Below are 25,068 nucleotides of genomic sequence, written 5' to 3' on the forward strand. Positions count from 1 at the left end.
GGCTCTTACCTGGGCAAATGCGGCGAACCTCAGCCCACCTGCACGGTGATGGTGTGCCAGCCGGTGGCGCCGTCGGGTGCGGGCGGGGCGATCCGCTCGGTCTGGGTGCGGCCGGCGGCGTCGGTGGCGCGTACCTCGATGGTGTGCTCGCCGGTGGTCGCGTTCCAGTCGATCGACCACTGCCGCCAGGTGTCGGGGCCGGGCACCTGGGCCAGCCTCGCCCGGCGCCACTCGCCGCGGTCCACGCGGACCTCGACGGCCTCCACCCCGGTGTGCTGCGCCCAGGCCACCCCGGCGATCGTGGTGGCGCCCGCCTTGAGCGAGTCGCCCGCCTTGGGCACGTCTATGCGCGACTGGGTCTTGATCGGGCCCTTGGCGGACCAGCCACGCGGGGTCCAGTACGCCTGGTCGGTGTCGAACCTGGTCACCTTGATGTCCACGACCCACTTGGTCGCCGAGACGTATCCGTACAGGCCGGGCACGACCTGCCGTACGGGGAAGCCGTGCTCGACGGGGAGCGTCTCGCCGTTCATCGCGATCGCGAACAGGGCCTCGCGGCCGTCCATCACCACGTCCACCGGGGTGCCGCAGGTGAAGCCGTCGGCGGAGGTGGACAGCAGCATGTCGGCGTCCGACCGCAGGCCCGCCCGGCGCAGTACGTCGGCCATGCGCACGCCCAGCCAGCGGGCGTTGCCCACGTAGGGGCCGCCGACCTCGTTGGAGACGCAGGTGAGCGTCACGTCGGCCTCGGTGAGCGGCAGCTTCAGCAGGTCGGCGTAGGTGAGCTCGACGGGACGGCCGACCAGGCCGTGGATGCGCAGCGTCCAGTCGTTCGGGTCGACCTGGGGGACGGAGATGGCGGTGTCGACGCGGTAGAAGTCCCGGTTCGGAGTGACGAACGGTGACAGGCCGGGAAGGCGCAGGTCGGCGCCCGCCGGGATGGGCCCGGCCGGGACGGCGGGCCTGGGCAGCCGCACGCCCAGTCTGGCGGCGTCCACGGCCCGCTGCCCGCTGAGCTGCCGCCCCAGCAGCGCGGTGGCCCCCGCCACCACCACGCCGCCGGCGGCCCCGGTCAGCAACCGCCGCCGGTCGAACTCCGCCACCTCACCACCCGCCCGCATCACCGCGGGCCGCTCCGGCTCCGGAGCGGTGCTCGCGGGCTCCCCTTCCCCGACCTCCGCCGGAGGGCCGGGGGCAGGGAGCGCCGTGGAGACGCGGGACGTGGAAACGCGGGACACGGTGGCGCGGCGCAGGAGCCAGGCGAGTGCCACGGAACCGGCGGCCACCCCCGCCACGGTCGGCAGCAGGTCGAGCGCCACCGCGCCCGGCCGGGTGAACACCGCCAGCGCGCCGATCACCCCGAAGGCGTCCAGCCCCGCGAGCCCGTACGCCAGCCGCCGCCGCGCCACCACCCCGATCAGCGCGGCGATCCCGGCCAGCACCACCAGCACGCCCCCGACGAGCACGGCCTTGTCGTTCTCGCCGAACGTCGCGATGGCGAAGTCTTTGACCGGGGCGGGCGTCAGGTCGACGACCGCGTCACCGACGGCCACCACCGGAAACGTCGCGGGCCCGAAGAATCCGGCCAGAAGCTGCGCGACCCCGAGGGCCACGCCCCCGGACACCAGCCCCACCAGCGCCCCTGCCCAGGCGGGAGCCCTGGTGGGGATCGTCTCGTTCCTCTGCACAGTCCGACGGTACGCCCGGCCGGGCCATGGCTTTCTTACGCGGTGGTTACGAGCCGAGGATCTCTCGCACGACGGGCGCCAGCGCGCGGAAGGCCCGGCCCCGGTGGCTGATCGCGTCTTTCTCCTCGGGCGCCAGCTCGGCGGCCGTGCGCCGCTCGCCGTCGGGCACGAGGATCGGGTCGTAGCCGAACCCGTTGGACCCGCGCGGAACCCGGACCAGGCGGCCCGGCAGCGTGCCGTGCGACACCCTCGACTCCCCCGAGGGGAGCGCCAGCGCGGCGGCGCAGGCGAAGTGGGCGGTCAGCCGGTCTTCCTGCACGTCGGAGATCTGGGCCAGCAGCAGGTCGAGGTTGGCGCGGTCGTCGCCGTGCCGCCCGGCCCAGCGGGCGGAGAAGACGCCCGGCATGCCGTTGAGCACGTCGACGCACAGGCCCGAGTCGTCGGCCACGGCGGGCAGCCCGGAGCCCTGGGCGACCGCGTGCGCCTTGAGCAGGGCGTTCTCCTCGAACGTGACCCCGGTCTCGGCGACCTCGCCGATCGAGGGGAACTCCTCCAGCCCCACGATCTCGAACCCGGCGAGAATGCGGCGCAGCTCCGCGATCTTGCCCGCGTTGCGCGTGGCCAGCACGATCTTCATGACCCGAGGGCCTCCTGCTGGATCAGGGTCAGCTCCTCGCAGCCCCCCACGGCCAGGTCGAGGAGGCGGCCGAGCGCCGCCCGGTCGAAGGGGGCGCCCTCGGCGGTGCCCTGCACCTCGACGAAGCGGCCGTCGCCGGTCATCACGACGTTCATGTCGGTCTCGGCGGCGACGTCTTCTGTGTAACAGAGGTCGAGCATCGGCACGGTGCCCACCACTCCGACGGACACGGCCGCGACCGAGCCGATGAGCGGGTCTCCCGGGCACATGCGGCGCTTGCGCATCCACTCGACCGCGTCGGCCAGCGCGACGTAGGCGCCGGTGATGGCGGCCGTCCTGGTGCCGCCGTCGGCCTGCAGCACGTCGCAGTCGAGCAGGACGGAGTTTTCCCCCAACGCCTTGTAATCGACGCAGGCCCGCAGCGACCGGCCGATCAGCCGCGAGATCTCGTGTGTCCTGCCGCCGATTTTGCCGCGGACCGATTCGCGGTCGTTGCGGGTATTGGTCGCCCGCGGCAACATCGCGTATTCGGCCGTAACCCAGCCCTGACCGCTGCCCCTGCGCCAGCGCGGCACGCTGTCCTGCACCGACGCCGCGCACAGCACCCGGGTGCCGCCGAATTCGACCAGAACCGATCCCTCGGCGTGGGCCAGCCATTGCCGGGTGATGGTAATGGGTCGGAGCTGGTCAGGGTTGCGGCCATCCTGTCGGGACATGCAGATCACCCTATCTCCGCGCCGCAACACTCTTGACCAAATGTGTCCGACACATGGATCCTTACGCAATGACAACGGGGGTGTTGCGAAACCCTGACTTCCTCCGGTTCCTCAGTTCGCATGTGGCGAGCGAACTTGGAGCTAATGTCTCGCGCGTCGCGCTTCCCCTGGTGGCCGTGCTGGCGCTGCAGGCGGGGCCCGTTCAGGTGGGGCTGCTGTCGTCGTTACAGACGGCGGCGTTCCTGTTCATCGGCCTGCCCGCGGGGGTGTGGGTCGACCGGATGCGCAGACGTCAGGTGCTGATGGCCTCGGATCTGGCCAGGTTCGTGCTGCTGGGGAGCATCCCGGTGGCGGCCGCGCTGGGGCTGCTGAGCATAGAGATGATGTTCGTGGTGGCGGTGCTGGTCGGTGTGTCGCAGGTCTTCAACGACGTGGCGGACCAGACGTACCTGCCCGATCTGGTCGGGGCCGCGCAGCTCAGCGACGGCAACGCCAAGCTCGAGGTGGTGCGGTCGGGGGCGTTCCTGGCGGGGCCCGGCCTGGGCGGCACGCTCGTGCAGTTGCTGGGCGCGCCACGCACGATGATCGCCACCGCGCTCGGCGCGCTGGCCTCGGTGCTCTTCCTGGCCTCGATCAGGGCGCCGGACAAGCCGCCCGCCGACACCGAGCGCGGGCCGCTGCTGCACGGAATCCGCGAGGGGCTGGCCTACGTGTGGAACGACCGCCTGATGCGCTCCTTCGCGACCTCGTCGGCGATCGGCAACCTGTGCGTGAGCGGCGTGCTGGCGCTGTCGGTGCTGTTCCTGGCAGAGACCGTGAAGCTGGCCCCCGGCGTGATCGGGGTGCTGCTCATGTCCGGCGGGATCGGCGGGCTGCTGGGCGGCCTGACCGGCGCCTGGCTGTCGAGGAGGTACGGCACGGCCAGGATGACCTGGCTGGCCGCCACCATCGGCGCTCCGTTCGGCCTGCTGCTGCCGTTGACGCAGGCCGACTGGCGGATGGCGTGCTTCGCGATCACCTCGATCACGATCTCGTGGAACGCGACGCTCTCGAACGTGGGCCAGATCACCTACCGGCAGACCGTCACCCCTGACCACCTGCTCGGCCGGGTCAACGCGTCGGTGCGGTTCTTGACGTGGGGCATGATGCCGCTGGGGGCCATGATCGGCGGGCTCGTCGCTCAGCAGATCGGGGTCCGGCAGGCGCTGTGGCTGCTCATGGTGGGACGGGCGGTGGCGTTCGTGCCGCTGCTGTTCTCGCCCCTGCCGCGCATGCGCGACTTCACCGAGGTTCAGGCCAGGTCGTAGACGGCGCCGCTGCGGGCCAGCTCGATCGGCCCGTCGTAGCCGCCGCCCGACGCCTCGTCCAGCACGGTGGACTGGTCGTTCCAGGGGACGAGGTGGGTGAGCACGAGCTTGCCCACGCCCGCCTTGGCGGCGTGCTCGGCCGCCTGGCGGCCGGTCAGGTGCAGGTCGGGAGGCAGGTCGGGGCCGTCGACGAACGACGCCTCGCACAGCAGCAGGTCGGTGCCCGCGGCCAGCCTGACCAGCTCGTGCGACTCCCCTGTGTCGCCGGAGTAGGTCAGGCTCCGCCCGCCGTGGGCCACGCGGAAGCCGTACGCCTCGACCGGGTGGTTGACCAGGCCCGCGGTGAGGGTGAACGGCCCGATCTCGAACGAGCCCTGCGACAGGGCGACGAACTCGAACGCGGTCTCCAGACCCGGCTCGTCCGGCATGCCGTACGCGGCCGCCATCCGCACGGGGGCGGCCGCGGGCGCGTAGACGGGCACGAGGGGGTAGGGCGCCTCGGGGCCGTACGTACGGGCCACGTGGTAGCCGCAGAGGTCGAGACAGTGATCGGCGTGCAGGTGCGACAGGCAGATCGCGTCCACGTCGTACAGGCCGATGTGGCGCTGCAACGCGCCCAGCGACCCGCTGCCGAGGTCGAGCAGCATCCTGAAGCCGTCGGCCTCGACGAGGTAGCAGGACGCGGGACTGTCGGGGCCGGGATAGCTCCCCGAGCATCCGACGACGGTCACCTTCATGTGGGCCTCCCGTTAAAGGTAGTACCCCCCGCTGGTGCGACTTCGACCACATCGATCTCCGGCCCCAGGAAGCGCCGCCCGAGCCGGGCGAACAGGAGGGAGTCGCCGGTGGCGCGGAAGCGGTGCCGGGGGGTGGCCTCGCCTCCCGCCGCCAGATCGCGGTCGTGCAGGATGCGGTAGACGTCCTTGGCCGTCTCGTCGGCGCTGGAGATCAGCGTGACCCCGTCGCCGGTGACGTAGGAGATCGCGCCGGTGAGCAGCGGGTAGTGGGTGCAGCCGAGGATGAGCGTGTCGCACCCGGCGGCCCTGACGGGCTCCAGGTAGTCGCGCACGACCTCGATCAGCTCGTCGCTCATCGTCTCTCCCCGCTCGACGTACTCCACCAGGCGCGGGGCGGCCACGCCGGTGAGCTGCACGTCGGGAGCCGCGGTGAAGGCGTCGTGATAGGCCATGGAGTCGATGGTGGCGCTGGTGGCGATCACGCCGACTCGGCCGTTGCGGGTGGCCCGCACCGCCCGCCTGGTGGCCGGCATGATCACTTCGACGACGGGGACGTCGTACCGCTCGCGCGCGTCGCGCAGCACGGCGGCGCTGGCGCTGTTGCACGCGATCACGAGCATCTTGACGTTCTGCTCGACCAGGTGGTCCATGACCTCCAGGGCGTAGGCGCGCAGCTCCGCGATGCGCCTGGGCCCGTACGGCTGGCGGGCCGTGTCGGCCACGTAGGTGATGGACTCGTGGGGGAGCTGATCGATGATCGCTCGGGCGACCGTCAGGCCGCCGACCCCGCTGTCGAAGATCCCAATACTCGCGTCCGGCACGTTCTAGAGGTTAGGCGACCTGCGCGATCAACACTGCGTAAGAATGCTCACACTCCGCGGCTCATGGGCGGGAAGCGGTGTCGCCTTGGTCACAGCGTGGCCGGTCAGCCCCTTCCGACCCGGGCGAGCTGACGTGACTGCGCGACCAGGCGGCCCGTGGAGTCGCGCACCTCGACCTCCTCGTCGAACCAGCCGTCACGGACGAGCCGGCCGCCGCCGAGCAGCGTCAGCCAGCCGGGCGCGGGCAGGGCGCGCAGGTGCCAGGTGAGGTCCACGGTGGGGGCCCAGCCGCGGGCGCCGGTGGAGAAGACCACGGGCGGCAGCGCGTCCACGGCCAGCGCCAGCACGTACGGGTCGGGGTCCTGGGGCTCGGCCATCCTGAAGTACGCCCGCGACTCCGGCCTGCCTGTGGGCCGGCCCTTCAGCCAGCCGATCGTGGGCGGGTCGAAGAACAGGTCCATCTGGGCGTTCAGGGTCATGCCCGACTCGGGCTTGGGAGCGGGGAGTTTGACGCACTCCTCGATCGGCGGCATGTCATGGGTCGGCTCGTCGGCGTACGCGGGCTCGGCGTCGCGCAGCGTGGCCGTGGTGATCAGTCCCTCGATCTGCGCCTCGCCGTTCTGCACCAGCGTCGCGCGGGCGAAGGCGGCGGTCCGGCCGGCCTTGAGCGGCTCGACCCTGACCTGCGCGGGGCCGGGGGCCGGGGCCTTCAGGAACTGCGCCGTCGTGCTTACCGGGTGCTCGAACGGCGAGGCGTCCACCGCCGCCCGCAGGATCACGGCCATCAGATAGCCGCCGTTGAGCGGGCCGCCGATCGCGTAGCCGGGGTCGAGACACACGTCGTAGGCGTTCCCCTCGGCCCGGATCGCCTGCGTGGCCTCGTCGAACTTGGTCATCCGCCCCGCCTCACGTCCGAATTTTGTTCTGGACACTCTAGAGCATTCGCCCATCAGCGCGCCTACCTGCGAAAACGTGATTCGGCTGACAACGTTTGATCATGACAAGTGTCACCGAACTCCTTGGTCAATCCGTTTGGGACTCCAACGGGGTATGGGTCGGTTTCGTGGTGGACATCCGGGTGGTCAAGCACAAGGGCGAGCTCCAGCAGAGCCATACCGTCTACGGGCTGGTCGTCTCCGGCCGGCGCGCCCCGCTGCTGCTCGGCCTCACCCGCGATCGCCAGGGCCGATCGGCCTGGCTCTCGCAGACCCTCGCGCGCGTGGTCTACGCGGGGTGCACTTTCGTGCCCTGGGCGAACGTCGCGGACTACGGAGGCGGCGAGGTTCACATCGACGTCCTGAGAAAAGAGTTGAACCGCGTCTAAATCCCGACTTCAGTACATTGCAAGCGCACATCTAGCAACATCAGCTACCTTCTCTGTGGTCCAAAGTCCACATTGTGAGTTGAGTGATGTCTGCGAACAATCCCCCCTATGGCCAAGATCCTGAACGGACCACGGCCTACAACTGGAATCAGGCGCAGCAGCCGGAGAACCAGCCCACGGCGCAGCAGTACCCGGGGCAGCCCTACCCGCCGCAGCAGCCGTACCAGCAGCAGCCCCAGGGCCAGCAGCAGTCCGCGCAGGGGCAGGGAGGGTACGGGCAGCAGGCGTCCTACGGCCAGCAGCCCTCCTACGGCCCTCAGTACGGGCAGCACGCCTCCTACGGCGCCCCCCAGTACGGCAACCAGCAACCCCAGCACGGTCAGCAGCCCCCGCAGCAGCAACCCCAGCAGCAGAACTGGCAGCAGGCCCAGGGCGGGTGGCAGCAGCAGCCCCAGCAGCCCGGCTGGCAGCAGCAGCAGAACCCGCACCCCCAGGGCGGCTGGCAGCACCAGGGCCCCGAGGGCTTCGGCCCGGCCGAGCCGGCGAAGAAGGGCCGCAAGAACTGGATCATCGTCGCGGCCGCGGCGCTGGCCGTGGTGCTGTTCGGCGGCGGCGCCGTGTGGGCCGTGGGCGCCTTCAGCGGCGGCGGCACGCAGCCGAACGACGTCCTGCCCGCCGACTCCATCGCCTACGTCCGCCTCGACCTCGACCCGGCCGCGAACCAGAAGCTGGCCCTGTTCCAGATCGCCAGGAAGTTCGCGGCCACCAAGGACGCCTTCTCCGGCGAGGACCCGCGCAAGGCGCTGTTCGACCTGGTCAACGAGGACTCCGAGAACAAGATCGACTTCGCCAAGGACGTGGACCCGTGGCTGGGCAGCCGGGTCGGCCTCGCCGCCGTCCCCTCCGGCAAGGAGGAGCCCGACGTCGCGGTGGCCGTCCAGATCAAGGACCAGGAGGCGGCCAAGGCCGGCATCGCCAAGATCATGGACGGTGACGAGTACGGCATCGCCTTCCGCGAGGACTACGCGCTGCTGACCGCCACCCAGGACCTGGCCACCAAGTACGCCCAGGCCGAGGGCAGCCTGTCGGACAACGCCGAGTTCGGCGACGACATGGGCGCGGTCGGCGAGCAGGGCGTGCTGTCGTTCTGGGCCGACACGGGCGGCCTGCTCGAACTGGCCAAGCAGGAGATCCCCGCCGGGCAGGCGGCCGTGCTCGACAAGGTCAAGAACACCCGGTTCGCCGGCGCGCTGCGCTTCGACAGCGCCTACGCCGAACTCGCCGGCGTCGTACGGGGCGTCGAGGGCCTGACCCCCCAGGGCGACCTGCCCCAGGCGAACCTCGGCACCCTGCCCGCCACCACGGCCGGCGCCCTGTCGATCTCCGGCCTGGACCAGGTCCTCACCAAGCAGTGGGCCGAGATCGAGAAGCAGGCCGCGGCGACCGGCGGCACGGAGGTGGCGCAGATGCTGCAGCAGGCCAAGACGCAGCTCGGCCTCAACCTGCCCGGCGACCTGGCCACCTTCGTCGGCCAGAACCTCACCGTCGCCGTCGACGGCGAGGGTCTGGGCGGCGACCAGGTCAAGGGCGGTGTCCGCATCGCCACCGACCCGGCCAAGGCGCAGGCCATCCTCGACAAGGTGCTGCAGGGTCTGTCGCAGGGCCAGCCCGCCCCGCAGCTCGCCAAGGCCACCGGCGACGGCGTCTTCGCGGTCGCGACGACGGACGAGTACGCCAAGAAGCTCGCAGAGGAGGGCACGCTCGGCGACTCGGAGACGTTCCAGACCGCCGTCCCGAACGCGGACGAGGCGAACGTCGCGCTCTTCGTGGACCTGGACAAGCTGGAGAGCCTCTACCTGAACTCGATGCAGGGCGACGAGAAGGCCAGCGCCCAGGTGCTGCGGGCCGTGGGGCTGAGCAGCACGCAGACCGACACCGAGGCGGCGTTCTCGCTGCGGCTCCTGTTCAACTGAGCCACCCCCTGCAGCTCACGGAACTCACCTGGACCACCCCGGCGAGCCCGCCTGAGGGCCCCGGAAACGAGAAAGGCGGCCGGTCCGATCGGACCGGCCGCTTCCGTGTCGACGACCTCCGACCTGCGAGGTCAGGACCAACGGCGGCCTTCGAGGTACGCCCCGGAGCCGGCCTTCGAGGTCAGGCCCAGAGCTGGCCGTCGAGGCGCTCTTCCGCCTCCTCCAGCGTCCCCTCGTAGGCGCCCGTGGACAGGTATTTCCACCCGCCGTCGGCCACCACGAACACGATGTCGGCCCGCTCGCCCGCCTGGACCGCCTTCCTGGCCACGCCCAGCGCCGCGTGCAGCGCCGCTCCGGTCGAGACCCCGGCGAAGATGCCCTCGCCCGCCAGCAGCTCACGGGTGCGCCGCAGCGCGTCGGCCGAGCCCACCGAGAAGCGGGTGGTCAGCACCGACTCGTCGTAGAGCTCGGGGATGAACCCCTCGTCCACGTTGCGCAGGCCGTACACCAGCTCGCCGTAACGCGGCTCGGCCGCGACGATCTGCACGTCCGGCACCCGCTCGCGCAGGAACCGGCCGACCCCCATGAGGGTGCCGGTCGTGCCGAGCCCGGCCACGAAGTGAGTGATCGTGGGCAGGTCGTCGAGGATCTCGGGCCCGGTGGTCTCGTAGTGGGAGCGCCAGTTGGCGGGGTTGCCGTACTGGTAGAGCATCACCCACGAAGGGTTGTCGGCGGCCAGCCCCTTGGCCACCCGGACGGCCTCGTTGGAGCCGCCGGCGGCGGGCGAGGAGATGATCTCCGCGCCCCACATGCGCAGGAGCTGGCGGCGCTCCTCCGAGGTGTTCTCCGGCATCACGCAGATCAGCCGGTAGCCCTTGAGCTTGGCCGACATGGCGAGCGAGATGCCGGTGTTGCCGCTGGTGGGCTCGAGGATCGTGCAGCCCGGCGTGAGCAGGCCGTCCTTCTCGGCCTGCTGGATCATCCAGAGGGCCGGTCGGTCCTTGATCGACCCGGTCGGGTTGCGGTCTTCGAGCTTGGCCCAGATCCGCACCTCGGCGGAGGGCGACAACCTCGGCAGCCCCACCAGAGGCGTGCGCCCCACCGAGTCGATCAGTGAGTCGAAACGCATGTCATCCGCCGGCGACGGCGGGGAGCACGGTCACCGTGTCACCGTCGGCCACGGGCGTGCCGAGGCCGCCGAGGAAGCGTACGTCCTCGTCGTTCAGGTAGACGTTGACGAAGCGGCGCAGGCTGCCCTCGTCGACCAGGCGGTCCTTGATGCCCGGGTGGCGCGACTCGAGATTGCTGATCAGCTCGTCGAGCGTGGCGCCCTCGGCGCTCACGGCCTTGGCGCCGTCGGTGTACGTGCGCAGGATGGTCGGAATGCGAACCTCGATGGCCATCGCGGTCAGTCTCCTCAGGTCAGGTCGTCGTCCCATCGGCAGCAACACCGACGGGGGGATGCGGATTCCGAGCTAAGGACAGTCGTAGACGACGACGGCAGCGGTGTGGGCGAAGAGAAAGCTCTGCACCGGCCTGGCCATCATGGGAGAAACCTTACCTCTTCCTCGCTGATCACTCCGTCGAGGATCCGGTAGGAGCGGAACTCCACCTCGTTCTCGTCCCGCGTGGAGACCAGGACGTAGTGGGCCTCGGGCTCGGAGGCGTACGACACGTCGGTGCGCGACGGGTACGCCTCGGTGGCGGTGTGGGAGTGGTAGATCACGACGGGTTCCTCGTCGCGGTCGTCCATCTCCCGCCAGACCCGGAACTGCTCCATCGAGTCGAAGCGGTAGAAGGTGGGGGAACGCTCGGCGTTCTCCATCGGGATGAACCGCTCGGGCACGCCGCCCTTGCCCGCGATGACGCCGCACGCCTCGTCGGGGTGATCGGCCCGGGCATGAGCGACGATCTTGTCCACCAGCTCCTGCGAGATCGACAGCATGCCCGGAAGCTACCAGAGGGCCCGGACCAGGCTGTCCTGGAGGTAGGTCAGCCAGTCGTAGGTGACGTAGGCCGGATAGCGGGGGTCGTCTTCCGACATCATCGCGATCTCGTCGTGGATCTCCTCGGTCACGTCGAGCTTGGTGCCGAGGGTCAGGCGCAGGTCGTTGAGCGCGCGCAGCCACGCCTGGGCCTCCTCGGGCGACAGCTCCGACCGCCCCGCCCTGGCGGTGTCGTGGACGGTCTGCGCGTCGGCCCGCTTGCCGTCGCGCAGGGTGGCCTCGGTGTAGCGGCGGAACTCGGCCGCCTCTTTCTCATCCTCGTACGCCGAAGGGAACAGCCTGGCCAGCACCGGATCGGACGGCACCGCGCTGTCGCCGATGCCGAGGGCCCGCTCCAGCGGGTCGTCGCTGGTCTGCCCCGGCGAGACGATGCCGAGCATCATGGAGACCAGTGAACGCAGCAGGGAGATCTCCGCCGCCTCGAACTCCGCGACGACGACGCCGTCGCTGCCTCGCGAGAACCCCGAACTCACCTGCGCCTCTTCCTCGTACGACTGGTGCGGCCCCCGTGACCCGTGCGGCCCGTGCGACCCGTGTGATCCGCGCCGCGCGTGCGTCTCACTTGACCGAGTCCGGCTGGACCGTTGCCCACAGGCCGTAGGAGTGGAGAATCTGCACATCCCGTTCCATCTCCTCGCGCGTGCCACTGGACACGACCGCCTTGCCCTTGTGATGCACGTCCATCATGAGCTTCTCGGCCTTCTCACGCGTGTAGCCGAAGACCGTTTGGAAGACATAGGTCACGTAGGACATGAGGTTGACGGGGTCGTTCCAGACGATGGTCACCCATGGCAGATCGGGCCGGACGTCCGATGACGGACGCTCAACGGCGATTGGAGCGGTGCTACCCACATCCAGAAGTCTGCCCTATCTGGGCCGTAGTCTTCGAGTCGTGACAATGACCATGAGCACTGCGTTGCTCACAGATCACTATGAGCTGACGATGCTGCAGGCCGCCCTGCGCAGCGGCGCGGCGCACAGACGGGCGGTTTTCGAGGTGTTCGCCCGTCATCTGCCTGGTGGGCGGCGCTACGGCGTCGTCGCCGGCACGGGACGTATCCTCGACGAGCTTGAAAGCTTCCGTTTTGGTGACGAAGAACTCACCTATCTGCGAGACCACCAGATCGTCGACGACACGACTCTGGCGTTTCTCGCCGATTACCGGTTTTCCGGGAACATCCACGGCTACCGCGAGGGCGACCTCTATTTCCCCGCCTCCCCGATCATGGTCGTGGAGGGCACCTTCGCGGAGGCCGTGCTGCTGGAGACGCTCTCCCTGTCGATTCTCAACCACGACTGCGCCATCGCCTCCGCCGCCTCCCGCATGACCAACGCCGCCGGTCGCCGGCCGCTCATCGAGATGGGCTCGCGCCGGACGCACGAGGGCGCCGCCGTGGCCGCCGCCAGGGCCGCGTACATCGCCGGGTTCGCCTCGACCTCCAACCTGATGGCCGGGCGCATGTACGGGGTCCCCACGGCCGGCACGGCGGCGCACGCGTTCACGCTGCTGCACGACTCGGAGCGGGCGGCGTTCGAGGCCCAGATCGCCACCCTGGGGTCGGAGACGACGCTGCTGGTGGACACGTACGACGTGGCCGAGGCGGTGCGCACGGCCGTGGAGCTGGCCGGGCAGAAGCTCGGCGCGGTGCGCATCGACTCGGGCGACCTGGCGGCCGCCGCCCAGGAGGTACGCGAGCAGCTCGACGCCCTCGGCGCCTTCGACACCCGCATCCTGGTCACCTCCGACCTCGACGAGTACGCCATCGCCGCGCTCGCCGCCGCCCCCGTCGACGGCTACGGCGTGGGCACGTCCCTGGTGACCGGCTCCGGCGTGCCGACGGCGGCCCTGGTGTACAAGCTGGTGGCCCGCGAGACGGCCGCGGGCAAGCTGGAGGCCGTGGCCAAGCGCTCGGTGGGCAAACCGTCGCGCGGGGGCCGCAAGGAGGCGTACCGGATTCTGGACGAGAGCGGGCACGCCGAGACCGAGCTGATCACCACCGGCGGGCTCGTCCCGGAGGGCGGCGTTCCCCTGCTGCACGAACTGGTGCGCGACGGCCAGGTGGTGGGCCGCGAGCCCCTTTCCGCCGCCCGCGAACGCCACGCCGCCGCCGTCGCCGCCCTCCCCCTTGAGGCCCTCCACCTCGGGCGGGGGTACGCGGCGATCCCCACCGAGTTCGCCTGACGTATCGTGCTGTCATGGGCACCGCGTTGATCATCGTCGATGTGCAGAACGACTTCTGCGAGGGCGGCAGCCTGGCCGTGGCCGGGGGCTCGGAGGTGGCCGCGGCGATCTCCCGCCACGTGACCGACCACGGCTACGACCACGTCGTGGCCACTCGCGACTACCACATCTCCCCCGGCACCCACTTCTCCGACGCCCCTGACTACGTCTCCACCTGGCCCGCCCACTGCGTGGCCGGGACCCCGGGGGCGGACTTCCATCCCTCGTTCGACGTCTCGGGGGTGGAGGAGGTCTTCAGCAAGGGGGCGTACGCGGCGGCGTACAGCGGCTTCGAGGGCCTCTCCGGCGACGGGGTGCCGCTGGCGGAGTGGCTGCGCGAGCGCGGCGTGCACGACGTGGACGTGGTGGGCATCGCCACCGACCACTGCGTACGGGCGACGGCCCTCGACGCGGTCACGCACGGGCTGGCCGTACGCGTCCTCCTCGGCCTGACGGCGGGGGTGTCACCGACGACCACGGAGGCGGCGATCGCCGAGATGGCGCGGGCAGGCGCCACCCTGAAGGGCGCGCCTGCCGGGGGGTGACTCAGTTCGCGTCCGCGGGCAGCACGGTGAACGCCTCACCCCAGAGCGGCTTCATCGCCCTGAAGTGCCGCTGATCGAGCGTCAACACCCGCGTCGTCTCGTGACGGGCGGCGAGGAGGGCTACGGACGCGTCCGCGAGGCCCACCTGCATGTCGCCGTAACGGCCAATGATCTCCGCCGCTCGCTCGACCTCGTAGCGCGTCACCGGAACGAGGTCGTAGACCCCGCGCCCGACCTCACGCAGGAAGTCCAGCTCCGCCCGCACGCCGATCCTGGTCATGAGCATGTAGTCGACCTCGGCAAGGACGAACGGCGAGAGGACCACCCCGCCCGTCTCGTTGTCGAGGACCTTCCTCGCGGCGAGGTGCTCGGGGGCGGAGCGATCCGCGGCGGCGAACACTCCGCTCGTGTCGAGGATGAGCATCAGTCGAGCCCATCCCGGCCGAACCCCTCGGCGAGGATGTCGTCCACGCGCTCCGCCATGGTCGGATCGCCGCTGTCGAACAGCGGGAGCCGAGGGCGGGGGCGTTCGCCGACGATCTCCTCGCTCAGCGCGCGCCTGATGGCCTCGCGCATATAGGCATCCTCGGACATCCCATGAGCCCGCGCCGCCTCGGCGACCCGGTGCTTGATGTCCTCCGGTAGGTACAGACTCACCTCAGGCACCTCTCCACGGTAACCCGGCGCCTCCGTGACGCCGACGATCACGAAGCGTACACACTTTGCAACGCTCAGGTCATGTGATATCGAAGAGGGCGGACCCACTCCGAAGTCGGAGCAATGCGGAGAGTGAAAACTCTTCCAATCGGTGGGAGGTTCTTCATGCTGCCCCTCTCGCTCGGCATGGCCTGGCTCCTGCTCGCCCCCCTCTGCCTGTGGCTGCTCATCACGGGGAGCAGGGGCGAGCGCGCCGCCGCGCTCGCGACGTTAGCCCTGCTGGAGGGCGGGACGATCGCGATGAGCGCCCTCCAGCACTCCACCGCCGCCCAGGTGCGGCCGGTCGGCGCGCACGCGGCCCCGGCCCCGCCGCCCGCCTGCGAGGAGCGCGCCCCCAGCCCGCGGTACGCGAAGGCGGGCGACGAGCTGGTGCTGGCCTGGCGGGCCGGGCCGCGTCCGTGCGACAGCGCCGAGGTCGTGCTCCGCACCCACGGCAGGAAGCTGCTGGTCTGGCTGTACGAGGCCCCGCGCACCGGCGAGCACCTGGCCGTCCTGGCCATGCGTCACCGCAACGTCTTCACACTCCCCGTGAGCCCCAAGGACGGCATGGTCACCCTGAAGGTGCCGTGGCACGAAAAGCCCGGCGTCATCCCCACCGACGGCCGCACAGGACGCCGCATCCCGAGCCCGGCCACGTGACGCCTCTGGAGAGCGGCGCGGGCCCGGCTACGCCTGCGCCATGGTCAGCCGCAGGGCGTCGTCGAACTTGGCGAACACCTCGAACGCGTGCCGCAGCCCGGTGATCGACAGCACCCGGGCCATCACCCCCTGCACCCCGCCGAGCAGCAGCCTGGTGCCTCGGGTCTCGCATCGCTGCATGATGTCGACGAGCTCGTTCATGCCCATGGAGTCGCAGAACGAGACCTCGCCCAGATCCAGGATCAGAAAGGGTTTGGGGGTAACTCCCAGATGCGCTGGACGTGCTCTCTGAGTATCGGCAGCACGTTGACGTCGAGCTCACCTTCGAGCCTGACGATGACGGCATTTCCAGAGAGGCCGGAAGTGATGGTGAGGGTCGGCCTTCCGGTGGCCTCAGACGACATGGGAAAAGCCCTTCCGCATTTCCGAAGACGAGCCAAGGTGGTTCTTGCCGCTTCTGCCGGGCTTCTAACGGAATGCCACCGGTCTGTGACCAAAATGCGCGCGTCCACAAGCCGCAACCACCGGCCCGGCGTCCGCTTCGTACCCCTTCACCAGGGGTTTCCGCGTCGCCGGGCCTGCGTGCCCTCAGGCCGCCCCGAAGGCGGCGAGGTAGGCGAGGGCCAGGACGGTGAGGATCACGAGCAGGACGCTCGTGCCGCTGACGACCATGACCACGTGCGTCCGCCGCCGCAAGGCGCGGATCCCGGCCCAGGAGAGGGTGATCAGGACGGTGAGGATGACGAGGGACAGGTGCCGGGTCTCGATGGTTTCGGGCATTGCCACCGCGAGGTGGAGGGCTACAGTTGGCATGGGTTTTCCCTGGTGCGGAGACGCGCTCTGACAGAAACCTTGCTGCGCGGACACCTCTGAGTGGATGTCGGTTCCTGGGGGTGTCCGCGGTCTTTCCGCTGGGATGCCGCTCGGTGGCCGGGGACGTGGCTCATCTCGTGACTGTCGCGAACCACCTCCACCAACTATTCAGTCAACTTCAGTTGTATTAACTGAACTTCTCTCATATTCATTGATACCCCCTGCGGATACCGCCCACGCGCCACGTTCGAGACCTGCCACTCGCTAGACTGGTGGCTCTTTGTGCTCGGGTTTACCCACGTCGAGCCCTATGCGGGGATCTAGCTGCGGATTCGCCCATCGACTTCGCGGTGCGATCGATGTTCACTAGAAATCACTGAAGTTCACACGAATGAGGCTGGGCATGAGCGGCGACGATTCCGCGCGGACCGCGCTGGCACGCCGCCTGCGCGAGCTCCGCGAGGGCCACTGGCCTGACCTGCGGGTCACCCAGGCACAGCTCCGCGAGGCGCTCGGGGTCAGCGTCCCGCTGATCTCCTCGTGGGAGTCGACCCACGCGATCAAGGTCCCGCCCCTGCACCGGCTGGAGAAGTACGCCGCGTTCTTCGCGACGAGGCGCTCGGTGGCCAACGGGCGGGCCCGCGTGCTGCCGCTAGCCGAGCTGACCGCCGGCGAGCGCGAGGAGCAGCGCGGGCTGCTGGCCGAGCTGACCCGGCTGCGCCAGACGACGCTGCGGGCCCTGGCCTCGGGAGAGAGCGCCGAGCCCGCGCCCGGCGACGACGTCTTCCGCCACAACCCCTGGCGGTTCCCCGACGGCGAGCCGATCACGATCATCTGCTCGCAGCTCCCCGAGGACCAGCGGGCCAAGATCCCGTACGCGTCGCCGGAGACCGCCGACTACATCGAGCACTACAAGTACTCCGACCTCGACTCCCTCTTCGAGCTGCACGGCCATCTCCGCGCCGCGAACCCGCGCAGCCTGGTCACCCTGCGCGCCCCCGAGGACTTACGCTCCGACGACTTCACCACGCACCTGGCGCTGCTCGGCGGCGTCGACTACAACCAGGTCACCGCGTCCATGCTCAGGCGCATGGAGCTGCCGGTGCGGCAGGTGGCCGACTGGGAGGGCGCGCTCGGGCCGTACTTCGAGGTGGACGAGGGGCACGACACACGCAGGCACTACTCGGTACGCACGGGGTCAGGCGCTAATGTGCGACTCCTGGAGGACGTCGCGCTCTTCTACCGCGGGGTCAACCCCAACAACGTCGAACGCACGCTGACCATTTGCAATGGGATGTACGGCAGAGGCGTGTACGGCGCGGTCCGTGCGCTGACCGACGAGCGGTTCCGCGACAGGAACGCCGCCTACCTGCGCCGGCGCTTCGGCAACGCCTCCTCCTACAGCATGCTCACCCGGGTCCGGATCGAGGGCCAAGCCGTCGTCACACCCGACTGGACTCTGGAATCGATGCGGCTCCACGAATGGTCGGAGCCCGCCCATGGCGACTGAGAACCACCACGGCTCACACAGACATCTCGTCGACCTGCGCCTCACCGACGGCGAGGACCCGCCGGAGGCCGGCGTGGACGCGATCATCGTCCCGACCATCCGGCACCCGCGGTGGCTTGGCCACGCGACCCGCCTGGCGACCGCGCTGGGCTGCCCCCTCGTGACGCTGCACAGCCGGCCGTGGAGCAAGGCCGACCGGGTGGCCGCCCTGATGCCGTACGACGTGCGGTACATCGCGATCGACATCGACGACGTGGGCCGGCTCAACATGCCGGACTTCGAGACGACCGCGATCGTGAAGGGCACCAAGTTCGAGCGGGCGACCGACCTCAGCGCCAAGCGGAACATCGGGCTGCTCCTGTCCCACGTGATGGGCTGGGAGCGCGTCGTCTTCCTCGACGACGACATCGAGGTGGGCGGGCACGAGGACGTCATGCGCGCCGCCGCGCTGCTGGACCGGTACGACGCCGTGGGCATGCACATCGGCGGCTTCCCCGACAACTCGGTGGTGTGTCACGCGCACCGGCTGGCCGGGGGCGACCAGGACTCGTTCGTGGGCGGCGGCGCGCTGGCGGTCGAGACGTTCCGCAACCCGTCGTTCTTCCCGAACGTCTACAACGAGGACTGGTTCTACCTGCTGGGCGAGACCTCGCTGCGCCGCCTGGCCGTGACGGGGATGGTGAAGCAGCGGCCGTACGACCCGTTCGACCGCGCGGTACGGGCGCGCGACCAGGAGTTCGGCGACGTGCTGGCCGAGGGCGTCTACTGGCTGCTCGACCACCGGATCGGCTGGGCCGCCGCCACCGACACCCGGCACTGGGCCGACTTCCTGGCCAGGCGCAGGGCGTTCATCCTCGACGTGCTGCGGCGCGTCAGACAATTGGCGCCCGGGTCCAGGCCCGATCCGCGGGCCATGGAGGAGTCGCTGCGGGCCGCGCTCGGCCGGCTCAACAGCATCGAGCCGGAGTTCTGCGTGCGCTACATCAAGGGCTGGCGCGAGGACCGCTACCGCTGGATCGAGCACCTGCGCAAGCACTCACTGCTCGCCTCGGACGTACGGGACGCGCTGAAATGGCTGGTCAAGGATGGCGCGGCGGCACTCAACCATCAGCCACGCCTGAATCTTCCCATTTGATTCACTTCAGTCCCAATTGGGAATCTTGACGTCCGTGGAGGCACCTGAGATACGCCAAGCCGTCCATGCCGACCTCCCTGCCGTGATCCGTTCGCTCGGACAGGCGGCCTATTTCGCCGACCGGCTCAGGCTGCAGGACGCCGGGCACGGGCTGCTCCTGGTCGCCTGGGAACGGCAGGTGGCGCTCGGAGACGTCTACGTCTGGCTGGCGCCCGCCGAGGAGCCGGAGCTGCGGGCCCGCCTGCCGGGGGTCGCGCTGCTCACCCACCTGGAGGTCGCGGAGAAGCGGCGCAACGAGGGCATCGGCACCCGGCTGCTGGACGCGGCCGAGGAGCGCCTGACCGCCATGGGACACGAACGGGTCGCCCTCGGCGTCGGGCTGGACAACCCGGCCGCGCAACGGTTGTACCTGCGCCGCGGGTACGCGGAATGGCCGTACGGGAAGGTGGACACGACGCAGGTGGTCTACGGCGCGAACGGCGAACGCGAGCGACGGCCGGAGGTGTGCCGCATCATGGTCCGCCACCTCACCCACACCCCCCACCCGACCCCGCAGTGACCTCCCCCTCCCGGACCAGCCGAGAAGAGGAGGCGGAGGCGCAGGCCCTGGCTAGCGGCGCTGACTGGCCCATCGGCGGATCAGGTCGATCCGCTCCTGGATCTGCTCCGCCGTCGCCTGCGCGATCGGCGGCCCTCCGCAGGCCCGCCGCAGCTCCGCGTGGATCACCCCGTGCGGCTGCCCCGTGCGGTGGTTCCAGGCGCCCACCAGGCCGTTGAGCTCGCGCCGCAGCTCGGCGATCTGCTCATGCGGCGCCGGCGACTGCCTGGGCTCCTCGGCGGCCCCCTGCCTGCGCTTGGCCTGCTGGTCGGACTGACGCTTGCGCAGCAGCGTCGCCACCTGGTCGGGCTCCAGCAGGCCGGGCAGCCCGATGAAGTCTTCCTCCTCGGCCGAGCCGATCTCGGCGCCGGTGCCGAACTCGCCCCCGTCGAAGAGCACCCGGTCGAACGTGGCCGAGGTCTCCATCGTCTCGAACGGCAGCTCGTCGCCCAGCACGTCGGGCTGGTCCTTCTGCCGGTTGGCCTGTTCGAGCAGCGAGTCGTCGAGGCCGTCTTCCGGAGGCCGCTTGTTGAGCACGTGGTCGCGCTCGACCTCCATCTCGTTGGCCAGCCCCATGAGGGTGGGCACCGAGGGCAGGAAGACCGAGGCGGTCTCGCCGCGCTTGCGCGCACGCACGAAACGCCCCACGGCCTGGGCGAAGAAGAGCGGGGTCGAGGTGGAGGTGGCGTAGACGCCGACGCACAGCCGGGGAATGTCGACGCCCTCCGACACCATGCGCACGGCCACCAGCCAGCGGTCCTGCGAGGCCGCGAACTGCTTGATCTTCTTGGACGCGCCCGGGTCGTCGGACAGCACCACGGTCGCGCCCTCGCCGGTGATGTTGCGCAGGTGGCGGGCGTAGGCCCGGGCGGTCTCGTGGTCGGTGGCGATGACCAGGCCGCCACCGTCGGGCACGCCCCTGCGCACCTCGGTGAGCCGGCGGTCGGCGGCCTGCATAACCTGGCGGATCCAGTCGCCCTTGGGGTCGAGTGCGGCCCGCCACGCCTGCGAGAGCTGGTCTTTGGTGAGGGGGGTGCCCAGCGTCGCGGCGATCTCGTCGCCGGCGCGCGTGCGCCACTTCATCTCACCGGAGTAGGCCAGGAAGATGACCGGCCGCACGACCCCGTCGTCGAGCGCGGGGCCGTAGCCGTAGGAGTAGTCGGCGACGCTGCGCTTGAGACCCTCGGCGTCTTCCTCGTAGCCGACGAACGGGATCGGGTTGTCGTCGGACCGGAACGGGGTGCCGGTGAGCTGGAGCCGCCGCGTGGCGGGCTCGAACGCCTCGCGGACGCCGTCGCCCCACGACTTCGCGTCGCCCGCGTGGTGGATCTCGTCGAAGATGATCATCGTCTTGCGCGCCTCTGTGCGCGCCCTGTGCAGCGCGGGGTGCATCGCGACCTGCGCGTACGTCACCGCCACCCCGACGTAGTCGCGCGAGGTGGCGCCCTGGCTGTTCTTGAACTCCGGGTCGATGGCGATGCCCACCCGCCCGGCGGCGTCAGCCCACTGGCGCTTGAGGTGCTCGGTGGGCGTCACGACGGTGATGGCCCTGATCACCCCGTTGGCGAGCAGCTCGCTGGCGATGCGCAGGGCGTAGGTGGTCTTGCCCGCGCCCGGCGTCGCCACGGTGAGGAAGTCACGCGGCTCGCGCCTGAAGTAGAGGTCGAACGCCTCCTGCTGCCACGCGCGCAGCTTGGGGGCGGTGCCCCATGCGGCGCGGTCTGGATAGGAAGGCGAAAGATGGGATGCGGCGAAGGTGCTCACCGCATCACCTCTGAGGTTCGTGTGCTTCGCTGTCTCACAGTGACCCAAGAGTAATCGGGCCCACCGACAAGACGTGCCGTGAGCCGGGGATTCTGGCCAAGGTCTTTCGTACGTGCTATGCGGCTTATCGGAGACTCGTCATGAGCGCGTCGAGGGCCTGTCTCCTGCTGTTCTCCTCCGGCTGGAGCAGCCCGACCAGCAGGACGGGCCTGGTCGCGCGAGTGAGCAGCATCACTCTGAGGAACGCCGGGCGGTTGACCACGTCCTGGTACTCGGCCCGCAGCGCGCGGGTGTGGCCACCCGGCATCGCCCGGTCCTCGACCACGGTCACCCGGTCGCCCTTGAGCAGGAGTCGGGAGTACTGCTCCCCTGCCTCGGCGGCGGCCTTTTTGGCGTCCTCCACCGGTCCTGGCATCGGGCGGGCCATCACCAGCGCCCCGTCCCTGTGCCGGGCGACCGAGGTGAACCCCGTGACCGGCGGCACCGGTTCCACGCTCCACCCCTGCGGCAGCGTCGCGGCCACCCCCGCGAGGGCGTCGCTCAGCCGTCCCGCCTCCTCGGCCGGGGCGGTGAGCCGCGCCGCCAGGGCCGTCGCCCCCGCCACGACCGCCGTCCCGGCCGCCAGGGACACCAGCACGACCACCGCGCGCCGCCACACCCGTGACGTGCCGGCGGCGCGTACGCGCATGTGGGGGTCCGCCGGGGAGCCGTGCAGGCGGGCGGAGGGGGGCAGCTCGTCCCATGGCTCCCCGGACCGTACGGGGCCGCCGGGGACGGTGCCACGGATCCGGGGGTTCCAGGACGGCCCGTCATCGGCGGGCAGGTCGAGGGGATGCCCGCGCTCCTCCCCCCAGAAGTCGGGATCCGGGGACTCCGGGATGGCACGTTCCCTCGGGTGGCGCTCGACCGGGTCGCGGTCCACGGGGTCGGGGACGTCGCGCGCCCATCGGTCGCGTTGCAAGGAGGCGTCCGGGTACGGCTGGCTCGTGCGTCGGCGATGCCTGGCCCTCGACTGAGGGGGCCAGACACGGTGATCATCCTCCATGTCACCTCCTTGCCCGCTGTCCTATCACTCCTCGCCACCGGGATCAGGCGATCCGTGATCGCTGTGACGGGAGGGACGGAATTCAGCGGGTGCGGCCGGCGAGCACGGTGGCGCTCAGCGCGACGGCCGCCATGAGGGCCGAGGTGACCACGAACCCGGTGGCGATCTGGGCCGGGGCGTGCCCGATCACGTTCATCAGTGCGCCGCCGACGCCGATCGACAGCGCCGAGCCGAGCTGGTCGGAGACCGACAGCGCCGCGGAGTTCGCGCCCTGCTCGTTCACCGGTGACTGCCTCATGGCGGTCACGCTGATCGTGGTGATGCCGAAGCCCATCCCGAAACCGGCCACGATCCACGCGGGCACGGCGATCCACCCGGTGACCCCGGGAAGCACGCAGAGCAGGCAGACCAGGATCGAGACGGTCACGCATCCGGCGCCCAGCCGGATCCGCTTGTGCGCCTCCCCTGGCCGTCGGCTCTGCAGGAACGAGCCCGCCGACCAGCCCAGCGCCCCGGTCGTCAGCGCGATGCCCGCCTGCGTGGCGTCGAAGAGCTTCACCGACTGCAACGCCAGCGGGATGAAGGTGTTCACGGCGAAGAAGGCGGAGGAGAAGAAGCCGCGCATCAGGATGGTCGTGGGCAACCCGCGCCTGAACCGCAGCGCCCCCGGCGGCAGCAGCTTGTAGAGGCCGTAGCCCAGCAGGGCCAGCCCCACGGCGGCCTCCAGCGACGCGGCCACGGCGTACGCCTGCAGCCGGTCCACGCCGTGCAGCAGCAGCCCTGCGCCGCCGGCCGTGGCGGTGGCGGCCACCGTCATCGCGACCGGCCTGGACCGCGGCCCGGTGCCGGGCCGCGTCTCACCTGACGAGCCCATCCGCAACGCCGGTACGAGCATCACCAGCGCGGGCACGACCAGCGGCACGATGCCGTAGAAGACGTAGCGCCACCCCAGATGGTCACCGACGAACCCGGCCACCGACGGCCCCACCATGGCGGGCACCACCCAGGCCGCCGAGAGGGCCGCGAACGCCTTGGGCCGCACCTCCACCGGATAGACGCGGGCGATCATCACGTACAGCGCCACGATGGCGGCCCCGCCGCCCAGCCCCTGCACGGCCCGCGCCACCAGGAACATCTCGGCCGACCACGCCGCCCCGGCCAGCGCCATCCCGGCCGCGAACAGCACCACGCCGGTCAGGAACGGCACCGGGTAGCCGCGCCGGTCCGACCAGAGCCCGGCCACCACGTTCATGAACAGGCTGGCGATGAGGAAGGCGGAGAAGCTGAGCCCGTAGAGGTCGAGGGCGTCCAGCTCACCGGCGATCGCCGGCATGACGACGCCGACCGACATTCCCTCGAACGCGATCAGCGTGACCACGAGCACGATTCCTAAGGTGGCCGTGCGGTACTCGGGGCCGAGGAGTCCCGGGGATCGGCGGGGAGCGTCGAGTGCCTTTGGTGCTGTCACCTACACATCGTAATTTGTCGGACATCTAGGCAGCGGGCGGTGCCTCCCGGAACGCGGCCCACATCTGGTGCATACGCTCCGCCTGCCCCTGCGTGAACTCCCACATGCACCGGTCGTGGGCGTAGTCCATGAAGTTGTGCGCCGGGTCCTTGCCCTCGCGGGCGGCGCAGGTGTCCTTGTCCTGTGGGCACGCCTGGGTCGGCCGGGCCTCGGCCGGGGTGTCGTCGATGCCGTCGCCGGGCTCGGCGCAGCCGTTCTCGAACGTATGGAAGAGCCCGAGCCAGTGGCCGATCTCGTGGACGCCGGTGAAGCCCTTGTTGTAGTTGGTCATCGCGCCACCGGGCAGGCTGCGCCAGTCGATCACGACGCCGTCGAGGCGGGGGGTGCCCGCGTACCAGTAGGGGTAGCTGGCGAAGCCCAGCATCAGCTCGCTGAGCTGGGCGATGTAGAGGTTGAGCGTGTCGGCGCCGCCCTCGTGCAGCGCGGTCTTCATGGCCTTCTCGTTGCCGATGGGGTCGGCGAACCAGGCGGCGCTCTGCTTGACCGAGATGCCGTCGAGGCGGAAGCGCACGCCGGTGTCGACGCCGCCGTACGTGCCGGCGTACGCGTGGTTGAGCGCGTCGATCTGGGCCAGGACCGTCTGGTCGGACACCAGGCGGTCGGGGCCGCGGCTGATGAGGTGCACGCGGGTGGGCACGGTGATCTGGCTCGGCGGCGTGACACCGGCCAGCCGCTCGTCGAGCTCGGCCATGACCTTCGCCACGTCTTCCGGCTTGGGCGAGCGCGGCCCGGGACGACGCGGCCCGGGAGAGCGGGGCCTCGGGGACCGCGGGTCCGGGTGCAGCGCGGGCATGCGCGAGCCGGCCGTCTGCGGTGCGTGCCGGGCGCAACCGGCCGCCGGGGCGGCGCCCGCCTCGAACGGCGGGACGAGCCCCGCCGCGAGCAGGCATGCCAACGAGACGGCGGTCACGCGCCGGAGCATGCGGTCCCCCTCCTACGGATTTGCGCTGGTCTGGCTACAGACCGTAACGCCCCGTCGCGGGATTACCGCTCAGCAACACTCACTGCTTGTTGTCGTCGCCGCCGTCGCCGCCCGGGGGCAGGCCCTCGTAGATCTCCTTGCACTCCGGGCAGACCGGGTATTTCTTGGGATCGCGGCTGGGCACCCAGACCTTGCCGCACAGAGCGCGGATCGGCGTGCCGGTCACCATGCTCTCGGTGATCTTGTGCTTGTCCGCGTAGTGGGCGAACCGCTCGTGATCGCCGTCGCCGTGCGAGGTCCGCGGAGTGGTCTCCTGCTCTGGGAGGATCTTCGTGCTGCTCACTCCACAGAGTTTATGCCCGCCGACGACCGCGTCCCCCCAAGTCTCCTGACTCCGGACAGCCGTACGGCCCCCGCCCTGA

The 25,068-nt window shown here is 70.4% G+C and carries 29 protein-coding genes; 9 read left to right on the forward strand and 20 right to left on the reverse strand.

What is annotated here, in order from left to right; all coding sequences use genetic code 11:
- Positions 1-29 precede the first annotated feature (29 nt).
- From ABD844_RS29960 to rph, 3 genes are read right to left on the reverse strand one after another with little or no spacing between them, the layout of a single operon-like run.
- Positions 30-1,688, reverse strand: a complete 1,659-nt coding sequence (locus ABD844_RS29960; RefSeq protein ID WP_344885477.1) for a molybdopterin-dependent oxidoreductase — start codon at positions 1,686-1,688, stop codon at positions 30-32.
- A 46-nt stretch (positions 1,689-1,734) separates the two neighbouring features.
- Positions 1,735-2,325 (reverse strand): RdgB/HAM1 family non-canonical purine NTP pyrophosphatase, encoded by a 591-nt coding sequence (gene rdgB / locus ABD844_RS29965; RefSeq protein ID WP_344885480.1) that lies wholly within the window; start codon positions 2,323-2,325, stop codon positions 1,735-1,737.
- The gene (gene rph, locus ABD844_RS29970; RefSeq protein WP_344885483.1) at positions 2,322-3,041 is read right to left on the reverse strand and encodes a ribonuclease PH; all 720 of its coding nucleotides are present in this window, start codon (positions 3,039-3,041) and stop codon (positions 2,322-2,324) included. Before rph ends, rdgB begins: the two co-directional genes overlap by 4 nt.
- Before the next feature lie 68 nt (positions 3,042-3,109).
- On the opposite strand from rph, the gene ABD844_RS29975 reads away from it, so the two are divergent.
- Positions 3,110-4,348, forward strand: coding sequence for an MFS transporter (locus tag ABD844_RS29975; protein WP_344885486.1), 1,239 nt, complete (start codon positions 3,110-3,112; stop codon positions 4,346-4,348).
- Here the strand turns inward: ABD844_RS29975 and ABD844_RS29980 are convergent.
- The 3 genes from ABD844_RS29980 to ABD844_RS29990 all read right to left on the reverse strand — a co-directional run bounded on the left by ABD844_RS29980 (position 4,333) and on the right by ABD844_RS29990 (position 6,802).
- Entirely contained in the window at positions 4,333-5,085 is a 753-nt protein-coding gene (locus ABD844_RS29980; RefSeq protein ID WP_344885489.1) for an MBL fold metallo-hydrolase, read from the reverse strand. The genes ABD844_RS29975 and ABD844_RS29980 overlap by 16 nt on opposite strands.
- A complete protein-coding gene (gene murI / locus ABD844_RS29985) occupies positions 5,082-5,906 on the reverse strand; it encodes a glutamate racemase (protein ID WP_344885492.1) in 825 nt (274 codons plus the stop codon). Before murI ends, ABD844_RS29980 begins: the two co-directional genes overlap by 4 nt.
- Before the next feature lie 104 nt (positions 5,907-6,010).
- A complete protein-coding gene (locus tag ABD844_RS29990) occupies positions 6,011-6,802 on the reverse strand; it encodes a thioesterase family protein (RefSeq protein WP_344885496.1) in 792 nt (263 codons plus the stop codon).
- A 101-nt stretch (positions 6,803-6,903) separates the two neighbouring features.
- Here ABD844_RS29990 and ABD844_RS29995 point away from each other — a divergent pair, with 101 nt between their 5' ends.
- Positions 6,904-7,230 (forward strand): hypothetical protein, encoded by a 327-nt coding sequence (locus ABD844_RS29995; protein ID WP_344885499.1) that lies wholly within the window; start codon positions 6,904-6,906, stop codon positions 7,228-7,230.
- An 86-nt stretch (positions 7,231-7,316) separates the two neighbouring features.
- Positions 7,317-9,203: a DUF3352 domain-containing protein gene (locus ABD844_RS30000; protein ID WP_344885501.1), complete on the forward strand. Its 1,887-nt coding sequence runs from the start codon at positions 7,317-7,319 to the stop codon at positions 9,201-9,203.
- A 181-nt stretch (positions 9,204-9,384) separates the two neighbouring features.
- On the opposite strand, the gene ABD844_RS30005 is transcribed toward ABD844_RS30000, so the two are convergent.
- The 5 genes from ABD844_RS30005 to clpS form a co-directional block, all read right to left on the reverse strand.
- On the reverse strand, positions 9,385-10,332 hold the full coding sequence (locus ABD844_RS30005) for a PLP-dependent cysteine synthase family protein (RefSeq protein ID WP_344885504.1): 948 nt from the start codon (positions 10,330-10,332) through the stop codon (positions 9,385-9,387).
- Between the two features lies 1 nt (position 10,333).
- A complete protein-coding gene (locus ABD844_RS30010) occupies positions 10,334-10,606 on the reverse strand; it encodes a MoaD/ThiS family protein (protein ID WP_344885507.1) in 273 nt (90 codons plus the stop codon).
- Positions 10,607-10,746: 140 nt separating this feature from the next.
- A complete protein-coding gene (locus ABD844_RS30015) occupies positions 10,747-11,148 on the reverse strand; it encodes a M67 family metallopeptidase (RefSeq protein WP_344885510.1) in 402 nt (133 codons plus the stop codon).
- A 9-nt stretch (positions 11,149-11,157) separates the two neighbouring features.
- Positions 11,158-11,682, reverse strand: a complete 525-nt coding sequence (locus ABD844_RS30020) for a DUF2017 domain-containing protein (RefSeq protein ID WP_344885513.1) — start codon at positions 11,680-11,682, stop codon at positions 11,158-11,160.
- An 85-nt stretch (positions 11,683-11,767) separates the two neighbouring features.
- Positions 11,768-12,061, reverse strand: coding sequence for an ATP-dependent Clp protease adapter ClpS (clpS, locus tag ABD844_RS30025; protein ID WP_344885516.1), 294 nt, complete (start codon positions 12,059-12,061; stop codon positions 11,768-11,770).
- A 46-nt stretch (positions 12,062-12,107) separates the two neighbouring features.
- On the opposite strand from clpS, the gene ABD844_RS30030 reads away from it, so the two are divergent.
- Positions 12,108-13,391 carry a nicotinate phosphoribosyltransferase gene (locus ABD844_RS30030; protein ID WP_344885607.1) on the forward strand — a complete coding sequence of 428 codons (1,284 nt, stop codon included), beginning with the start codon at positions 12,108-12,110 and terminating at the stop codon, positions 13,389-13,391.
- A gap of 14 nt (positions 13,392-13,405) precedes the next feature.
- Complete coding sequence (locus tag ABD844_RS30035; RefSeq protein WP_344885519.1) at positions 13,406-13,975, forward strand: nicotinamidase; 570 nt, start codon at positions 13,406-13,408, stop codon at positions 13,973-13,975.
- Position 13,976: 1 nt separating this feature from the next.
- On the opposite strand, the gene ABD844_RS30040 is transcribed toward ABD844_RS30035, so the two are convergent.
- Positions 13,977-14,399: a PIN domain-containing protein gene (locus ABD844_RS30040; RefSeq protein WP_344885522.1), complete on the reverse strand. Its 423-nt coding sequence runs from the start codon at positions 14,397-14,399 to the stop codon at positions 13,977-13,979.
- Positions 14,399-14,641 carry a ribbon-helix-helix domain-containing protein gene (locus tag ABD844_RS30045; RefSeq protein WP_344885525.1) on the reverse strand — a complete coding sequence of 81 codons (243 nt, stop codon included), beginning with the start codon at positions 14,639-14,641 and terminating at the stop codon, positions 14,399-14,401. The genes ABD844_RS30040 and ABD844_RS30045 overlap by 1 nt, the downstream gene beginning before the upstream one ends.
- A gap of 156 nt (positions 14,642-14,797) precedes the next feature.
- Here ABD844_RS30045 and ABD844_RS30050 point away from each other — a divergent pair, with 156 nt between their 5' ends.
- The gene (locus tag ABD844_RS30050; protein WP_344885528.1) at positions 14,798-15,331 is read left to right on the forward strand and encodes a hypothetical protein; all 534 of its coding nucleotides are present in this window, start codon (positions 14,798-14,800) and stop codon (positions 15,329-15,331) included.
- A gap of 27 nt (positions 15,332-15,358) precedes the next feature.
- Here ABD844_RS30050 and ABD844_RS30055 read toward each other — a convergent pair whose 3' ends face one another.
- Together ABD844_RS30055 and ABD844_RS30060 are read right to left on the reverse strand one after the other, a co-directional pair.
- Positions 15,359-15,532 (reverse strand): STAS domain-containing protein, encoded by a 174-nt coding sequence (locus ABD844_RS30055; protein ID WP_344885531.1) that lies wholly within the window; start codon positions 15,530-15,532, stop codon positions 15,359-15,361.
- 387 nt (positions 15,533-15,919) lie between these two features.
- The gene (locus tag ABD844_RS30060; RefSeq protein ID WP_344885533.1) at positions 15,920-16,144 is read right to left on the reverse strand and encodes a hypothetical protein; all 225 of its coding nucleotides are present in this window, start codon (positions 16,142-16,144) and stop codon (positions 15,920-15,922) included.
- Between the two features lie 403 nt (positions 16,145-16,547).
- Between ABD844_RS30060 and ABD844_RS30065 the strand changes: the two genes are divergently transcribed.
- The 3 genes from ABD844_RS30065 (at position 16,548) to ABD844_RS30075 (ending at position 19,348) form a co-directional block, all read left to right on the forward strand.
- Positions 16,548-17,654 carry a helix-turn-helix domain-containing protein gene (locus tag ABD844_RS30065; protein WP_344885535.1) on the forward strand — a complete coding sequence of 369 codons (1,107 nt, stop codon included), beginning with the start codon at positions 16,548-16,550 and terminating at the stop codon, positions 17,652-17,654.
- Complete coding sequence (locus ABD844_RS30070; protein WP_344885538.1) at positions 17,644-18,789, forward strand: hypothetical protein; 1,146 nt, start codon at positions 17,644-17,646, stop codon at positions 18,787-18,789. Before ABD844_RS30065 ends, ABD844_RS30070 begins: the two co-directional genes overlap by 11 nt.
- An 82-nt stretch (positions 18,790-18,871) precedes the next feature.
- Positions 18,872-19,348 carry a GNAT family N-acetyltransferase gene (locus ABD844_RS30075; protein WP_344885540.1) on the forward strand — a complete coding sequence of 159 codons (477 nt, stop codon included), beginning with the start codon at positions 18,872-18,874 and terminating at the stop codon, positions 19,346-19,348.
- 51 nt (positions 19,349-19,399) lie between these two features.
- Here ABD844_RS30075 and ABD844_RS30080 read toward each other — a convergent pair whose 3' ends face one another.
- From ABD844_RS30080 to ABD844_RS30100, 5 genes are all read right to left on the reverse strand, one after another.
- On the reverse strand, positions 19,400-21,151 hold the full coding sequence (locus tag ABD844_RS30080; RefSeq protein WP_344885543.1) for a DEAD/DEAH box helicase: 1,752 nt from the start codon (positions 21,149-21,151) through the stop codon (positions 19,400-19,402).
- A gap of 124 nt (positions 21,152-21,275) precedes the next feature.
- A complete protein-coding gene (locus tag ABD844_RS30085; protein WP_344885546.1) occupies positions 21,276-22,196 on the reverse strand; it encodes a hypothetical protein in 921 nt (306 codons plus the stop codon).
- Positions 22,197-22,278: 82 nt separating this feature from the next.
- Positions 22,279-23,664 (reverse strand): MFS transporter, encoded by a 1,386-nt coding sequence (locus ABD844_RS30090; protein WP_344885549.1) that lies wholly within the window; start codon positions 23,662-23,664, stop codon positions 22,279-22,281.
- Positions 23,665-23,689: 25 nt separating this feature from the next.
- Positions 23,690-24,646 (reverse strand): zinc metalloprotease, encoded by a 957-nt coding sequence (locus ABD844_RS30095; RefSeq protein ID WP_344885552.1) that lies wholly within the window; start codon positions 24,644-24,646, stop codon positions 23,690-23,692.
- A gap of 79 nt (positions 24,647-24,725) precedes the next feature.
- The gene (locus tag ABD844_RS30100; RefSeq protein WP_344885554.1) at positions 24,726-24,989 is read right to left on the reverse strand and encodes a DUF3039 domain-containing protein; all 264 of its coding nucleotides are present in this window, start codon (positions 24,987-24,989) and stop codon (positions 24,726-24,728) included.
- Positions 24,990-25,068 lie beyond the last annotated feature (79 nt).

The sequence above is a fragment of the Nonomuraea antimicrobica genome, assembly GCF_039536965.1.
In the GTDB taxonomy this organism is placed as follows: Bacteria; Actinomycetota; Actinomycetes; order Streptosporangiales; family Streptosporangiaceae; genus Nonomuraea; species Nonomuraea antimicrobica.

Excerpts from the sequence above, each read along its gene's own strand:
- rdgB (WP_344885480.1), bottom strand. The coding sequence starts at position 2,325 with ATGAAGATCGTGCTGGCCACGCGCAACGCGGGCAAGATCGCGGAGCTG.
- rph (WP_344885483.1), bottom strand. The coding sequence starts at position 3,041 with ATGTCCCGACAGGATGGCCGCAACCCTGACCAGCTCCGACCCATTACC.
- ABD844_RS29975 (WP_344885486.1), top strand. The coding sequence starts at position 3,110 with ATGACAACGGGGGTGTTGCGAAACCCTGACTTCCTCCGGTTCCTCAGT.
- ABD844_RS29980 (WP_344885489.1), bottom strand. The coding sequence starts at position 5,085 with ATGAAGGTGACCGTCGTCGGATGCTCGGGGAGCTATCCCGGCCCCGAC.
- ABD844_RS29990 (WP_344885496.1), bottom strand. The coding sequence starts at position 6,802 with ATGACCAAGTTCGACGAGGCCACGCAGGCGATCCGGGCCGAGGGGAAC.
- ABD844_RS29995 (WP_344885499.1), top strand. The coding sequence starts at position 6,904 with ATGACAAGTGTCACCGAACTCCTTGGTCAATCCGTTTGGGACTCCAAC.
- ABD844_RS30000 (WP_344885501.1), top strand. The coding sequence starts at position 7,317 with ATGTCTGCGAACAATCCCCCCTATGGCCAAGATCCTGAACGGACCACG.
- ABD844_RS30005 (WP_344885504.1), bottom strand. The coding sequence starts at position 10,332 with ATGCGTTTCGACTCACTGATCGACTCGGTGGGGCGCACGCCTCTGGTG.
- ABD844_RS30010 (WP_344885507.1), bottom strand. The coding sequence starts at position 10,606 with ATGGCCATCGAGGTTCGCATTCCGACCATCCTGCGCACGTACACCGAC.
- ABD844_RS30015 (WP_344885510.1), bottom strand. The coding sequence starts at position 11,148 with ATGCTGTCGATCTCGCAGGAGCTGGTGGACAAGATCGTCGCTCATGCC.
- ABD844_RS30030 (WP_344885607.1), top strand. The coding sequence starts at position 12,108 with ATGACCATGAGCACTGCGTTGCTCACAGATCACTATGAGCTGACGATG.
- ABD844_RS30035 (WP_344885519.1), top strand. The coding sequence starts at position 13,406 with ATGGGCACCGCGTTGATCATCGTCGATGTGCAGAACGACTTCTGCGAG.
- ABD844_RS30040 (WP_344885522.1), bottom strand. The coding sequence starts at position 14,399 with ATGCTCATCCTCGACACGAGCGGAGTGTTCGCCGCCGCGGATCGCTCC.
- ABD844_RS30050 (WP_344885528.1), top strand. The coding sequence starts at position 14,798 with ATGCTGCCCCTCTCGCTCGGCATGGCCTGGCTCCTGCTCGCCCCCCTC.
- ABD844_RS30055 (WP_344885531.1), bottom strand. The coding sequence starts at position 15,532 with ATGAACGAGCTCGTCGACATCATGCAGCGATGCGAGACCCGAGGCACC.
- ABD844_RS30060 (WP_344885533.1), bottom strand. The coding sequence starts at position 16,144 with ATGCCAACTGTAGCCCTCCACCTCGCGGTGGCAATGCCCGAAACCATC.
- ABD844_RS30065 (WP_344885535.1), top strand. The coding sequence starts at position 16,548 with ATGAGCGGCGACGATTCCGCGCGGACCGCGCTGGCACGCCGCCTGCGC.
- ABD844_RS30070 (WP_344885538.1), top strand. The coding sequence starts at position 17,644 with ATGGCGACTGAGAACCACCACGGCTCACACAGACATCTCGTCGACCTG.
- ABD844_RS30085 (WP_344885546.1), bottom strand. The coding sequence starts at position 22,196 with ATGGAGGATGATCACCGTGTCTGGCCCCCTCAGTCGAGGGCCAGGCAT.
- ABD844_RS30095 (WP_344885552.1), bottom strand. The coding sequence starts at position 24,646 with ATGCTCCGGCGCGTGACCGCCGTCTCGTTGGCATGCCTGCTCGCGGCG.